Here is a 12,913-nt window from a genome sequence, read left to right as displayed (position 1 = left end):
CGAACCGCCTCGATCTTGAACTCATCCGTATAACGTTTCGTGCTCATAACCACCTCCGCCTAAGCCATAGTTTATGGCTGCGAGGTGTCTACGAAATCCTGGGCGATTCAGAGATGTCCGGGCAAATTCGGCAAGCTGTTTCAAGGGTTCATCGCCGCGGTTTGGTCTGGAATCACAAACGTGTCTGGCGTGTGTATTGCCTGATGAAGCTCAATCAGCGTCGGCGAGGGAAGAAGCGTCTTACAAATCGACACCCGATGCTGTTGGTGGCCGGTGAGCATATCGACGGTAGTTGGTCGATCGACTTCATGTTCGACGCGCTTTGGGGGGGGGGGGGCGTCGCCCCGCTGTCGGCTGACCGTAGGCCGTGGATAACGAATCAATTGGAAATTAGCAATCCTTCCGGCGCAAGTTCTGGTTGCGCGCTGCACTTCGATCAGCGGGGCGGGGATGTCGGTGGAGGATAAAGATGAACACTGAAGCGGCGTCATCGGTACGAGTTCTGGTTGGCACCATGCGCAACCTTGAAGTTGAAGTAACAACGGTTGACGCGTTCCTGGGGGAGGAGTTGCAAAAGCGCAGTGCGCTTGCCGGAACGCTGGCAGCTGCTGCCGGATTGAGCGGGCTAGCTGCTGGGATGGTGGCTATGTCTATGGAAGAGATGCGCGAAGAGGCTTTTGCGCTGACTTTTCAGTTGGGCGATGAGGCAGTGCGTGCGATTTTATGGGCGAACCCTTTTCAGGATGGGGATGAGGTTGAAGTGGTGGCGGAAGAGGCCGATGGTTACATGCGGGCATTCGCCGTGCTTCGTCCACGTGACCGGATCATCGCTCTTTTCCCTCACGTTGTGTCCGGTAGATCGGCGCATATTAAGACCACAATCAGGGGTTTGCTGTGGATGTCATTGGTTGTAGCGATTGTCACCGTTGTAATGTTGACTTTCTTTTGGGCTATAGGTGGCGGAGGTGAGGTCGTCATGTTGATGGTTACTATTGGTTTTGTGATACTAGGAGGTACAGCTATTTTTTCACTAATCGGTTGGAGTGTTTCCAGGAAGTACCTTCCGTTTGTGAAGATGGCAGAGATTGTTTTCGCTTCGGTTGGTTGGAAGAACCCTGGGGAAATAAATTTGCGCAAGAAGACTATGAGTTCTATCAGGCCGGATGATCCGCCAACGCTCGGTCCTTTCTATTTTCGCTACTAATAGGAATAAGAATTGGTGTTGTTAATTAGAGATTCTGCAATCGATTGGGGTCTTCCTATAGCTGGTCAAGGTTCGTAAATTTCAATTCTGTATTGGTAGTTATGCAAGCGACGGATGGGGATTTGCTGGCATATGGAGTGAGTTGATATGTTGACCGGTTGGTATCCAAAATTTGAGGCTGAGAGAGGGGTACTCAGTGTTGAGAAGAAGGAGCATCTTGCTCGGGGTGTGAGCGGTGATTTCCATCCAGATGACTCCGCATCACTGATATCCCTTAACTCGACATATGCGGACTTCGTGGATCGAACCTTTTCAATGAAAGGTTTCATCCCGACATTCGCCGCAGGTGCTCTTAGCCTTTTCATTGCCGTTGTTGCTATTTGTGCCGTGGTTTTGGTCTTTCCAGTGAATCCAACATTTACCGAGTTCACGGTTGTGGTTCTATTTCTATTGCTGATGGGCGGGTTCGTATACTTTTTTTGGAACCTGGTGCTTCGGCACGACTTATTTGCATGCCGTTATTATCCGATCAGATTCAACAGGCTGACGAGGAAGGTTCATATTTTTAGGAATAACGGCGCGAATGGCGAGGTTGTTGTTTCCTGGGGAAGTGAACGTCTCTTCTTCTTTGTTGGCTGGGGCAATCAAAACAAAGAGTTGTGCGACCTTCGTTGCCATATTTTAGATAAAAATAGGATCATCGTAGATACTTTTACTGTGGGGACTTTCACTGACGATCCTTCGCGAGTTCGTGGTCGCTGGGAATTCATTAACAGGTATATGGACGGTGGGCCCGATTATGCTGTTGCTCACGAGTCGGATAAGATCGTTACGCTGTCCATGAAGAACAGCTTTAGGAACTCATATCGCTGGACCTGCTTCTTGCTTGGCAGGTCGTTGTTTCCCTTAAGACACTTCCTGTTTCCTTGGTATGGGGTATTGGCGCTAACTCGTTGGCTGGTTATGGCAACATGTGCGACGCCCCATTTTTCGCCCGCGACCGTTGCGGAGAGTAGATTTGATCCAAATGACGAGGGGCGTTGGGAAGAGCCTGAATACATCGACCAGTTTGGTGAGCGCCCGGACGTAGTGGCGAGAATGAGGCAGCTTCATCGTGAGCGGAAGCGCGGAAGGGGCGGTACAGACCCCTTGTAGTTCGATGCCTGCTTCGCTTAAGAAAAAGCCCGCCTAGGCGGGCTCGTTGAGAAGCAGTGTAGAGCCTCCCGATGGCTGAGTCAGCGTCGTTCGGGAATTGCTGACTTCCCGTCGATGCCCAAGCGCAGCACACACGCCATCACATAGCAGGACAAGCAGGATCCCTCCCACGCACCCCTGCACAGATCTTCGCGCGACATTCCAGCCCCTTGGTGGTGTTCGCACCAGGGCATGCGCGCAGCTGGGTCTGGATGGTCGATTCGGTTGAAGAAGTCTTCCGCGTTGCCACCTGCTCGAACGCGACGCGTTCGTCATCGGCACGCTTCTTGTCGTCTGCTTCGATCTTCGCGATCAGATCGTCCATGGTCTGAGGCTGTGGCGCTGCAGCCGCTTTCTTCTTCTTGCTTTCTTCTTCCTTGATGATGCCCAGCAGCGTGCCGAGCAGGTTCTCATCTTGCGGCCTGCTGCCTGCAGCGGTGCGTGCGGCTGCTGGTGCGCGCTGCGCACGCGCTTCTCTTGCAGGAGTTGCAGCCGTTGCACTTGAACTTGTACTTGCTGTCGCAGGCAGCGCCTGCGTGGGCGTAGCTGCATTGCGGCTGTTGGCATCCGTGGTGTCCGGTGCATCAACAATCATCGCGGCGCCATTGCTGCCTGCAGCTGCGGGTGCGTCGGGGTGTCCGGTGACAGAAGTTGCAGACGAATCTGGAACTGCGTCAGGGTTCAACGAGTACTCGGCATCGTCCTGTGTGGTGCTGCTTGAGAGCCACCACAGTGTTGCGCTTGTGAATGCAAGCAGCAGTGCGCAACCCGCACCAACCCACAACCAGACGCGCCGGCTTTGGGGGGAGTGGTCTTTGGTGGCGCGCGATGATGCGGCAACCTGTCGACCTTCCATGTCTGCGAGAATGCGGCCCGTGTTCGGTGCCGGGCCGTTGTTCTGCGCTCCCCCTGAGAGCAGACTCGGCCGATTTATTCCGCCATTATTCAAGTGCTTCCAGCCCTTGGTTTGAGTCGGCTAGTGCCGAAACGAATACGCGCATTTGTAGAGTAAGCCTCTCGATGCGTCAACCTGCATTGTCGTCATGGAGGACCGGTGACTGTAATTGTCGTTGTAGCCATTGTGCTGTTGCTCCTTGTTGCATTGCTTTGCTGGGGCCTGTTGTTCCCTGAGTCGCTGGGTCCGGTGTTTGCGCGTCTGCGGGCGCGCTGGGTTGCAGTGCGACAAAGGGCGGGACGTGCAGGCGATCGCGCCGGCGCAGGTGCTGCGCGAGTGCGCAGTGGGGTTCGTGAAGAGGTTGTGAGTGTACGGGGCACGCTGCGTCGTCACTGGCCCGTGCTGGCCATCGCGATAGGCTTGCTGTGTATTCCTCCGGTGATAATTCTGATGTCACGACAGACAGTGGTGCTGTCTGATTTCCGCGGTGATGATCTTGCCGAGTCCGGTTCCATGGTTGCGCAGTTGTTGCGCGGTGAGCGCTTGACGCCGCCGCCTGCGCCGCCGCCGGAAGTGTTCACGACAACTGAAATTCGCCGCCTGCGACCAGAGATAGTCACTGCTGATCGCAAATGGAACCAGATTGATCCGGATCTGCAGCAACGCGTTCTGGCTATCTACGAAGTCATGCGCCGTCAGTATGGTTACGAGATGGTGTTGATCGAAGGCTATCGCAGCCCCGAACGACAGGCCGAGTTGATGGCCGGTGGCAAGGCGACTCGTGCAGGTGCCTGGCAAAGCTGTCACCAGTATGGTTTGGGTGTGGACAGTGCGCCAATTCGTGACGGACGTCTGCAATGGGACATGGAAGATCCGTGGACCCGCCGCGGTTATTTTCTGTACGGTGAGCTTGCTGAACAGGCAGGTCTGGATTGGGGCGGCAACTGGCGCAGCATCAAGGACTATGTGCACGTAGAGGCCACGGCGCGATGCAAGGTGGCACGCAGCGCGAAGCGTGATGAACTGCGACGCCAAGGCTTATAAGCGCGAACAAGTGCTGGTATCGTACGCCGGTGATGACTCGGGTCGCCGTTGGACAGGGGCGATGGAAAGACCGGGTCACGGCGAATCAAGGAGTGTGATGCATGGCACGACCGTTTATCGTTGTCGGCGACAAGTTAAGTCATGGCGGTAGCGTGGTGTCTGGCACTGCCCAGACAGACGTGAATGGCAAGCCAGTTTCCCGCATCGGGGACCGCGCCATCTGCGCGGTGCACGGGGCAACTTCAATCATCAGTGGTGACGCTACCGTCGTAATCGACGGGCAGCCTGTAGCACGTGACGGAGATCGCACTGCATGTGGGGCCACGTTGATGGCCACACAGAGCAGCACTGGGTTGGGCTGAGCGCAACACGCGGTACAGGAGCAGCGCATGGAGCACAGCGACTGATGGCAGGATGGTTGAAGAACGCGGGGAGCGTAATGATGGTTTTTGTCGCCACCTGGGCGGCGGCCATCATGTACTGGCGTAGCAGTGGCACCACCCCCAATGGCATGCAGATGCTGGCCTACCTCGGCGTATTGCCGGTGGGGTTGAGCGGTGCGGGCTACATGCTGCGCGGCATGTTTTCACGTGGCGTTGACAAGGCGGTTGCAGCAAGCGCGAATGCCGAAGAGGCCGCACCTGCAGCAGCAGTCGAGTCCGGAAGCACGCATGTTTCCTCGGTGGCAATCACCGCAGGAAGCGTTCACCTGCCTGCGGGCAACGATGCGAACGCGGTGTTGGCTGCCGCCTCGGCGTTGCCGCGGCCGCAGTTGGACACGCGTTTCCGCGATGCCAACAATCTTCCGATTCGTGTCAGTGCCGTCGCTGATCTTGACGAGTGGACGGTGTTGTCCGAACGCGAAGGAACGATTGATACCGCTGCCCATGAGCGGCGTGCGATGGCGCTGTTGCAGCCTGTTCTCGAACAGTTGCTGGATGCGGCTTATGGCGCGATGCCGGCAATCGTTGGTGGCGAAGAAGTTGTGATTGCTGGTCTGCGCCGGCGCGAAGAAGATCGGGTCGAGAATGTTCTTACCGTGGAGCTCGTCGTTTCGCCATCCTGGTCGGACGGTTTGCGTCATTGGGCGCAGACATGGCTGCAAGAGCAGGCACTGCAGGCCGGGCTGGATGCGCGGCGGTTTGACGTGCGCATCAGTGTGTTCGAGCGTTCCGGTGATGTGTGGCCACATCTGCAGCGGGTTGTGGATGCCTTGAGCTCGGGCACACCGCGCTGGCATTTGCTCGCTTCCTGCTATTCGGCGATAGACGCTGCAGTCATCAACAACTGGTTGGCGCGCGGCCTGCTTGCAACCGCGCAACACGCCGACGGTCACGTGCCGGGCGAGGGTGCCGCTGGTGTGTTGCTGGCCAGCAGCCAGCTCGCAGGTGAGGGCGCAGCTCGTTTCTGGCGGCCGCAGTTTGAGCGTCTGGAGCCGGTTCACGGCACGCGTCCTGCAGAGCTCCGTCGTCAGCTCGCCAGCGCGGCAACGCAGTGGTTGCAGCCTTTGCTAGCCGACGCGGCGCGGGTGCAGTTCGTGCTGCACGATTCCGATCAACGCCCTGAATCGCTGGTTGATACAGCGGCAGTCACGGCTGCGATCAACGCTGATCTTGATTTCAGTTCACAGAGTCTTGCCCTGGCATTGTGCTCTGGTGAGCTCGGCCCGGTGTTGCCGGTCGCCTTGTTGGCCTTGGCCCAAGCGCAGTTGCAGCGCCAGTCCGAGGCAGTTGTGTTGCTGGGCGTTGCCGAGGCGCAGCAACGTTTGTTTGGCCTCGTAGAGCCGCTTCCTTCCCCGACGCTGGCGGTTGCAATGCCGGCAGTCTCCTGAACCCTGGATTCCTTGCATGAGTTTGAGCAATTTCAGCTACTACCTGCGCGACTATCGCTTGTGGATGGTGATTGGTCTTATCGGCGCCGCTGGGCTGGCCAAATACGGTGAGGCCGAGGCCAGGCAGATCGGGATATGGGCGGCGATCGTGCTTGCAGCGCTGCTGGTCATTGCGCTGATCGTCTGGATCATCAAGCGGATCATGGCGCGGCGCGCGGCGCGGCGTGTGGAGGCGATGGTGCAGGGCGAGGCCGACAAGGCCGTGGCCAACGCGCAACCGTCGCAGCGTGCCGATACCGAAGCCTTGCGCAAGCGCATGCTGGATGCGGTGAAGCAGATCAAGTCCTCGCGGATGGGTATGCTCAAAGGCAAAGCTGCGCTGTATGAGTTGCCTTGGTACGTGATCATCGGTAACCCGGCAGCAGGCAAGAGCACGGCGATCCTCAACTCCGGGCTGCAGTTCCCGTTCGAGGACAATCGCAGCAATGTCATCCAGGGCATCGGCGGTACCCGCAACTGCGATTGGTACTTCACCACCAATGGCATCGTGCTGGATACGGCGGGCCGTTATTCGGTGAGTACAGAAGACCGCATGGAATGGCTGACCTTCCTCGGGCTGCTGAAGAAGAACCGTCCACGCGCACCCATCAATGGCGTGATCATCGCGGTGAGCATTGCCGAGCTGTCTGGCAGCAAGCCCGAGTTTGCGATGGAGCTGGCCAAGAACCTGCGCCAGCGTGTGCAGGAAGTCACCGAGCAGCTGGAAGTGTTCGCACCGGTGTATGTGCTGTTCACCAAGGCCGACCTGATTGCCGGTTTCAGCGAGTTCTTCGGCAATCTGGATCCGGGCGAACGCGAGAACGTGTGGGGCGCGACGTTGCCAGCGGATGTGCAGCAGCAGGGTGATGCGCTGACGGCCTTCGACAAGCATTTTGACGAGCTGGCCGACGGCATCAAGGAAATGAGCCTGACCCACATGGCGATGCAGCGCGGGCGCGAAGTTTCGCCGGGCCTGCTGTCCTTGCCACTGGAGTTCATTGGCATCAAGCCCGCGCTGCGGACCTTCATCGCCACGCTGTTCGAAGACAACCCCTATCAGTTCAAGCCGGTGTTCCGCGGCTTCTACTTCAGCAGTGCGCTGCAGGAAGGTCGCTCGGTGCATCACGCCTCCGAGCGCGTGGGAAGGCAGTTTGGTCTGCAACGCGGCTCGAACGTGGACGAGGCACCAAGCGGGCAGACCGCCTTCTTCCTGAAAGACCTGTTCCGCAAGGTAATCTTTGCCGACCGAGATCTGGTGCGGCAGTACGCAAGCCCGCACCAGAACCGCCTGCGCTACGGCGTGTTCCTGGGCGCCGTCGGTGTGCTCGCGCTTGGGCTTGGCCTGTGGACCTGGTCCTACACCACCAATGCGCAGCTGGTGGCCAATGCCACCAAGGATCTGGACCAGGCCGTGCGCGTGCAGAAAGACCGCATGGACCTTAAGTCCCGCGTCGATGCGCTGCTGCTGTTGCAGGACCGCATGGAACAGCTGGATCGCTACAAGAAGGAGGGTGGCATCACCACCAGCCTCGGCCTGTACCAGGGCGACGCGATCCGCGAGAAGCTGCTGCGTGAGTACAACCACGGCATGCAGCAGGTAATGCTGGCGCCCACCGTTTCCAACCTCGAGAACTATCTTGGGCAGGTGGTTGCCGAACGCGACAAGCTCGGCCAGGCCAACGCAGGTGCGGCGGAAAGCGAGACGCTGTACCAGAACGCATCGCCGACCAGCACCAATGACGCCTACAACGCGCTCAAGACCTACTTGATGCTGGGCAATCCCAAGTACGTGGAAGGCGCACATCTGTCGCAGCAGTTGACGCTGTTCTGGCGCAACTGGCTCGAAGCCAACCGTGGACAGATGAGCCGCGAGGAAATGGTGCGGGCCGCCGAAAAGCTGATGACCTTCTATGTGGCGCAGGCCGGCAAGCCGGGCTGGCCGCAGGTGCAGAACAAGGTGACACTGGTTACGGATTCACGCCAGGCCTTGTCGCAGGTGATGAAGGGCCAGCCGGCGATGGAGCGCGTGTTCGCGCAGATCAAGGCACGTGCGGGTGCGCGCTTTGGCACGGTGACGGTGGATGGTCTGGTGGGCGAGGAGCGCAATGCGCGCCTGATCAATGGCAGCTATGCCATCTCCGGCGCCTTCAGCCGCAAGGCCTGGGAAGACTATGTGCAGGATGCGATCAAGGAAGCGGCCAATACCCAGCTGAGCACTACCGACTGGGTGCTGGGCACGACGGAGCAAAGTGACCTGTCGCTGGCCGGTAGCCCGGAACACGTATCGCGTGAGCTGGTCACCTTGTATAAGCAGGAATACGCACGCGAGTGGGGCAAGTTCGTTGCCGGCTTGAGTATTGCCGAGTTCAATACCTTCGACGAGGCCACGGCGCGCATCAACCGCCTTGGTGATGCCAGCAACTCGCCGCTGCGTACCTTGCTCGAGAAGATCAACGAGGAAACCATCTGGGACAACCCGCCTGCACAGGCGCGTTCCAGCAAATCCGGCAAGGGCTTCGTGGCCTGGTTCCAGCGCACCATCCTGCGCAAGGACCCGGCTGCGGCCGCCGCTGCCGCGCCGGTGGGGCCGATTGGCAAGGCGTTTGAAGGCATCGCTCGGCTCACCATGCCGCGCGGCGATCAGCCGGCGGTAATTGCTGCCTACTTCGATACTTTGGGCAAGCTGCGGGCACGCTTGAATGCCATCAAGTCGCAAGGCGACGTGGGCGTTGGCGCACGCAAGCTGATGCAGGACACCTTCAGCAATGAGGGCTCCGAGCTGAGCGTGGCCTTGGCGCTGGTCGACGAGCAGGTCTTGAACGGGCTGGACGAGAAGCAGCGCGAGGCATTGCGTCCGTTGTTGTTGCGTCCGCTGACGCAGACCTTTGCAGCCCTGGTGCCGCCGACCGAAGATGAGGTCAACAAGACCTGGAAGGCCCAGGTCTACGATCCCTTCAAGGCGCGCATCGGCCAGCAGTATCCGTTCAACCTGAACTCTGATGTGGATGCTGCGGCCAGCGACATCGCCGCCATCTTCGGTGCCAGCGGCAGCATCGCCACCTTCAACAAGGACGCAATGGGGGCTTTGGTCCTCCAGCGCGGTCCCTTGCTTGAAGCGCGTCGTTGGGCAGGCATCGGTATCAACCTGTCTTCCGAACTGGTCGCCAACTATGGCAATTGGGTAAGTGGCGCGGGTGCAGGTGCTGCCCAGGACACGACGATCTTTGAGTTGTTGCCGTCGCCTGCAACCGGTGCGGTGGAATACACCATCGAGATCGATGGCCAGCAGCTGCGCTATCGCAACACACCGCCGCAGTGGACCACCATGCAATACCCGAACGCGGGCCAAATTCCTGGCGTGAAGATTTCGGCGGTTACGGGTGACGGGCGCACGGTGGAGGTGTTCAATGCGCCGGGCTCGAACGGCTTCAAGCGGCTGATGTCGGAAGGCCAGTACGAACGGCTTGATGATTCCAGCCGTATCACCTGGGAAGGCAGCGGCGTTGCCGTGACCGTGGAGATGCGCGTGGTGCGCCGTGCTGGCACGGGTTCTGATGGCAGCGATTGGCAGCGCGGCCTGCAGTTGCCGGAGCGGGTGGCCGGTGGCGTGCCTGCCGCCGCTGCGGCACCGGTTGCGCCTGCCGGGCAAGCACCTGCAAGTGCGCCAGCGGCGCCGCAGCAGGCTGCGGGAGGTGCACGATGAGTCGTGTTGTCAGTGCCGGGGTTTCCTACTTCGGAAAGGTGCCGTCTCGCGGTGACTTCGTGCGCGCCGCCGATAATCACCAGTTGCTTGGCTGGCTCGATCGCTGGGCTGGCGAGTCATTGGAGCTGTTGAGCCAAAGCCCGGACTGGAAGCAGCGTTACGACGAGGCGCCGGAGATCAATTACGCCTTCCTTGGCTCGCGCAGCAAGATGCTGGTGTGCGGCCACTTCCTTGCCAGTCGTGATGCCTCTGAGCGGCGGTTTCCGCTGCTTTCAGCATTGCGGCTGGAGGCCCCCGAACCGCTGCCCTTCATCGGCCGCAGCCCCTTGGCGCTGTCCAACGCGTGGTCGGGGCTGGCACGTTTGGCACGGCAGGCGAACGAAGATGCCGATGCAACGCTGGCGCTGAGCCAGCTCGCTGATGCTCGCTTCAGCATCAGCACCGATCCGGCAGACTACAACGCCAGCTTCCAGGACTTCCTCGAAGGCACCACCATCGCCAGCTTCGAACAGCGCCTGCGTGAGGCAGGGCATGGTGAGGTTTCGTTGCGGCAGATGCTGCCGGCATTGGGTCTGCTGTTGCAGCCCGTGTTGAGCGGTGGCGAGGTGAACATCGACAAGGCATTGGTGCTGCCGCTGGTGCGCGACCCGGCCTACCGGCCGCTGGTGGCCGCGTTCTGGCTGGACTTGGTATCCAGCTTCGTCAGCCGCGGTGACTTCGAGCTGGCGGTGCTGATCCGTAACGACGCCAAGCCGAACATGGTGATCGGCTTCAACGGCGCTGATCGCATGGTGCTTCGCGCCGCCCTGGATCCGACCGAAGCCGGCGACTATCTGATTCACCTGCAGCACTCGGAGTGGGTGGATGACTACCTGCACGGCGATTACAACTTGAACCGCTTCAGCAGCTTCCTCGAGCGTGACGACCTTGCATTGGTCACCGCGCGTCGGCTGTTTGGCGAGACCTTCCTGGGAACCTGACGATGCATTTGTTCAAAGTTAGCTATATCGCTGCGTTGATGTTGGTGGCCACGCCTGTGTTCGCGCAGACCGCACCGTCGGCAACCGTGACGGCGCCGTCGGCAGCAGAACGGCCAGTGATAATCGAAGGTGTGGTGCCCGATCAGGCCACCAAGGCCAAATTGCTCAACAATCTGCGGGCGGTCTATGGCGCAGAGCGCGTTGTGGATCGTATCCAGGTCGAAAGCATCGCCACGCCACCCAACTGGGGTGACTATGTTGCCGGGATGATCAATCCCGGGCTCAAGCGCGTGTCGCCTGGAAAGCTCGAGGTCAACGGCCAATCTGTACGCGTCACCGGCGAGGTGGCCAATGAAGCGCTGCGCCAGCAGGTGGCCAGTGATCTCAGCCTGGCCAGCAACACCAGCTACACGGTCAACAATGCCTTGAAGGTGGGCTCACAGCAGGGCGTGCTGGATCAGACGCTGGCGAACCGCATCATCGAATTCCAGAGCGGTAGCGCCAGGTTGACGCCATTCGGTATGAGCATCCTCGACGAGATGGTCGCCAAGATGGCGCAGATGCCGGACAGCCGCTTCCTGATCATTGGCCATACCGACAATGTGGGGCAGCGCGCATCCAATCTTTCCTTGAGCCATGCGCGTGCAGCTGCAGTGAAGAGCTACATGATGTCCAAGGGCATTCCCAGCACGCATATGGATGTGCTCGGCAAGGGGCCGGATGAGCCGGTGGCCGACAACGTCACCGATGACGGCCGCGCGCGCAACCGTCGTATCGAGTTCAAGATCCAGTAAAAGCGCTTTGTCAGTTCTGAAAGAGAACGACGGGCTTAAAGCCCGTCGTTTTCGTTTTTGACATCGAGCATTTCTTCCATCTGCTCGAGCGTTGTGTGGTCCTTGATGACGCGCTTCAACCAGACATGCAGCGGCATCTCGCCCCAGCTTGCGGCTTTCTCGGCCAGATAGGCGACAGGGCTGTGCGGTTCGGTGCGGCGGAAGAATTCGGCCACCTGACGCAGCTGTGCCAAGGCTTCCTTGCGGCTGGTCGGAGCTCCTGCTGGGCCACGTGGCGCGGCGCTGTTCACTGTTGGCTCGGTAGCAGCGATGGACGCGTTGAACGTGTCGCCAGCGTCATCAGCAGGATCATCCACTTCGCCATCGAGCAACATGCCGGCTTCGCGGGCAAAGCGCCGGACCGTGCGCTGCAGGTGGTCCAGCTGTTCGCGTACCGCGCTGAAGCTGGGGCCATCCATGCCCAGGCGGCTGTCCACGGCGGCCTGCAGCTCATCCAGCGCCTGGCTGCAGTCGGGCAGGGCGGCAACCAGCTGCCGATAGACATCGTGCGACGTGCTGCGGCGCGCCGCTTCGAGAACGTCCAGGCTTGGACGGCCATCGGAATCGTCGCCATTGCTGGCATGCGCATGCTCGAAATCAGCCAGACTGAAACGACCCTGCGGCGCGACGGCGATGGGGATTGCACGCAGCCATTGCGAGGTATTGGTCAGCAGCCAGCTCAGGTTGCCGATGCGTTCCTCGTAGTCGCCGTCGTGCGCTATGGGATGCACATCGTCCCAGTAGCGATCGCACAGGCCTGCGGTGACCCGGAAGCCCGCAGCAAGGCCGCTGAAGCCGTCTTGTTGGGTTGCTGCTTCGCATAGCCAGCCGGCCAGCCGCAGGTCCTTGGTACGGGTCTGCAGCAATTGGTTGCAGTCGCGCAGCACGCTGCCCCAATCGGCGTATTTGATGTCGGTCTGCCACGCCCCTTGGTCCAGGGTAGGGTCGTCGGCACGACGGTTTTCGATGATCCGATCGAACTCGGCTGAAAACGACAGGTCTTCACCGGTCGCAGCGTGTCCGTCAATCGGGGCCAGCAGGGCATCCTGATCCAGCATGGCAAATCTCATTGTGGGTTACTGGCCGATTCTAGCCCGGCGATGGGCAAGAGAATGTAGAGGCCGGTTGCAGGTCTGGAACCGGCCGGGCCTGCCTGCACTCGTTCAGCTTTTGTCTGCATCCGGTCCTGC

Annotated in this window: 10 protein-coding genes and 1 pseudogene; 9 read left to right on the top strand and 2 right to left on the bottom strand. The window is 59.8% G+C overall.

Annotated features, from left to right (window positions below; genetic code table 11):
• Window positions 1-126: 126 nt before the first annotated feature.
• From ACVOLI_RS10975 to ACVOLI_RS10965, 3 genes and pseudogenes are all read left to right on the top strand, one after another.
• A pseudogene (locus tag ACVOLI_RS10975) lies at window positions 127-332 on the top strand (IS3 family transposase); the annotation flags it as partial.
• A 137-nt stretch (window positions 333-469) separates the two neighbouring features.
• Window positions 470-1,204, top strand: a complete 735-nt coding sequence (locus tag ACVOLI_RS10970; protein ID WP_481614442.1) for a putative type VI secretion system effector — start codon at window positions 470-472, stop codon at window positions 1,202-1,204.
• A gap of 147 nt (window positions 1,205-1,351) precedes the next feature.
• Window positions 1,352-2,359 carry a DUF6708 domain-containing protein gene (locus ACVOLI_RS10965; RefSeq protein ID WP_481614441.1) on the top strand — a complete coding sequence of 336 codons (1,008 nt, stop codon included), beginning with the start codon at window positions 1,352-1,354 and terminating at the stop codon, window positions 2,357-2,359.
• A 139-nt stretch (window positions 2,360-2,498) separates the two neighbouring features.
• On the opposite strand, the gene ACVOLI_RS10960 is transcribed toward ACVOLI_RS10965, so the two are convergent.
• Window positions 2,499-2,993: a hypothetical protein gene (locus ACVOLI_RS10960; RefSeq protein WP_481614440.1), complete on the bottom strand. Its 495-nt coding sequence runs from the start codon at window positions 2,991-2,993 to the stop codon at window positions 2,499-2,501.
• 459 nt (window positions 2,994-3,452) lie between these two features.
• Here ACVOLI_RS10960 and ACVOLI_RS10955 point away from each other — a divergent pair, with 459 nt between their 5' ends.
• The 6 genes from ACVOLI_RS10955 (at window position 3,453) to ACVOLI_RS10930 (ending at window position 11,684) form a co-directional block, all read left to right on the top strand.
• A complete protein-coding gene (locus ACVOLI_RS10955) occupies window positions 3,453-4,337 on the top strand; it encodes a M15 family metallopeptidase (RefSeq protein ID WP_481614439.1) in 885 nt (294 codons plus the stop codon).
• Between the two features lie 101 nt (window positions 4,338-4,438).
• Window positions 4,439-4,699, top strand: coding sequence for a PAAR domain-containing protein (locus ACVOLI_RS10950; RefSeq protein ID WP_303749871.1), 261 nt, complete (start codon window positions 4,439-4,441; stop codon window positions 4,697-4,699).
• Window positions 4,700-4,779: 80 nt separating this feature from the next.
• Window positions 4,780-6,168, top strand: coding sequence for a hypothetical protein (locus ACVOLI_RS10945; RefSeq protein ID WP_481614438.1), 1,389 nt, complete (start codon window positions 4,780-4,782; stop codon window positions 6,166-6,168).
• Window positions 6,169-6,184: 16 nt separating this feature from the next.
• A complete protein-coding gene (tssM, locus tag ACVOLI_RS10940) occupies window positions 6,185-9,910 on the top strand; it encodes a type VI secretion system membrane subunit TssM (RefSeq protein ID WP_481614437.1) in 3,726 nt (1,241 codons plus the stop codon).
• Window positions 9,907-10,890, top strand: coding sequence for a type VI secretion system-associated protein TagF (gene tagF / locus ACVOLI_RS10935; RefSeq protein ID WP_481614436.1), 984 nt, complete (start codon window positions 9,907-9,909; stop codon window positions 10,888-10,890). Before tssM ends, tagF begins: the two co-directional genes overlap by 4 nt.
• Window positions 10,891-10,928: 38 nt before the next feature.
• Window positions 10,929-11,684, top strand: a complete 756-nt coding sequence (locus tag ACVOLI_RS10930; protein WP_481614445.1) for an OmpA family protein — start codon at window positions 10,929-10,931, stop codon at window positions 11,682-11,684.
• Window positions 11,685-11,719: 35 nt separating this feature from the next.
• Here the strand turns inward: ACVOLI_RS10930 and tssA are convergent, their stop codons facing one another.
• Window positions 11,720-12,781 carry a type VI secretion system protein TssA gene (gene tssA / locus ACVOLI_RS10925; protein ID WP_481614444.1) on the bottom strand — a complete coding sequence of 354 codons (1,062 nt, stop codon included), beginning with the start codon at window positions 12,779-12,781 and terminating at the stop codon, window positions 11,720-11,722.
• Window positions 12,782-12,913: the final 132 nt, after the last annotated feature.

The organism is Stenotrophomonas sp. STEN029 (assembly GCF_056760015.1).
This window is presented reverse-complemented; position numbering and strand designations above follow the sequence as displayed.

Bases quoted from the DNA above. Each gene is read 5' to 3' on its own strand.
- tssA (WP_481614444.1), bottom strand. From the start codon at position 12,781: ATGCTGGATCAGGATGCCCTGCTGGCCCCGATTGACGGACACGCTGCG.
- tagF (WP_481614436.1), top strand. From the start codon at position 9,907: ATGAGTCGTGTTGTCAGTGCCGGGGTTTCCTACTTCGGAAAGGTGCCG.
- ACVOLI_RS10950 (WP_303749871.1), top strand. From the start codon at position 4,439: ATGGCACGACCGTTTATCGTTGTCGGCGACAAGTTAAGTCATGGCGGT.
- ACVOLI_RS10945 (WP_481614438.1), top strand. From the start codon at position 4,780: ATGGTTTTTGTCGCCACCTGGGCGGCGGCCATCATGTACTGGCGTAGC.
- ACVOLI_RS10970 (WP_481614442.1), top strand. From the start codon at position 470: ATGAACACTGAAGCGGCGTCATCGGTACGAGTTCTGGTTGGCACCATG.
- ACVOLI_RS10965 (WP_481614441.1), top strand. From the start codon at position 1,352: ATGTTGACCGGTTGGTATCCAAAATTTGAGGCTGAGAGAGGGGTACTC.
- ACVOLI_RS10930 (WP_481614445.1), top strand. From the start codon at position 10,929: ATGTTGGTGGCCACGCCTGTGTTCGCGCAGACCGCACCGTCGGCAACC.
- tssM (WP_481614437.1), top strand. From the start codon at position 6,185: ATGAGTTTGAGCAATTTCAGCTACTACCTGCGCGACTATCGCTTGTGG.
- ACVOLI_RS10960 (WP_481614440.1), bottom strand. From the start codon at position 2,993: ATGATTGTTGATGCACCGGACACCACGGATGCCAACAGCCGCAATGCA.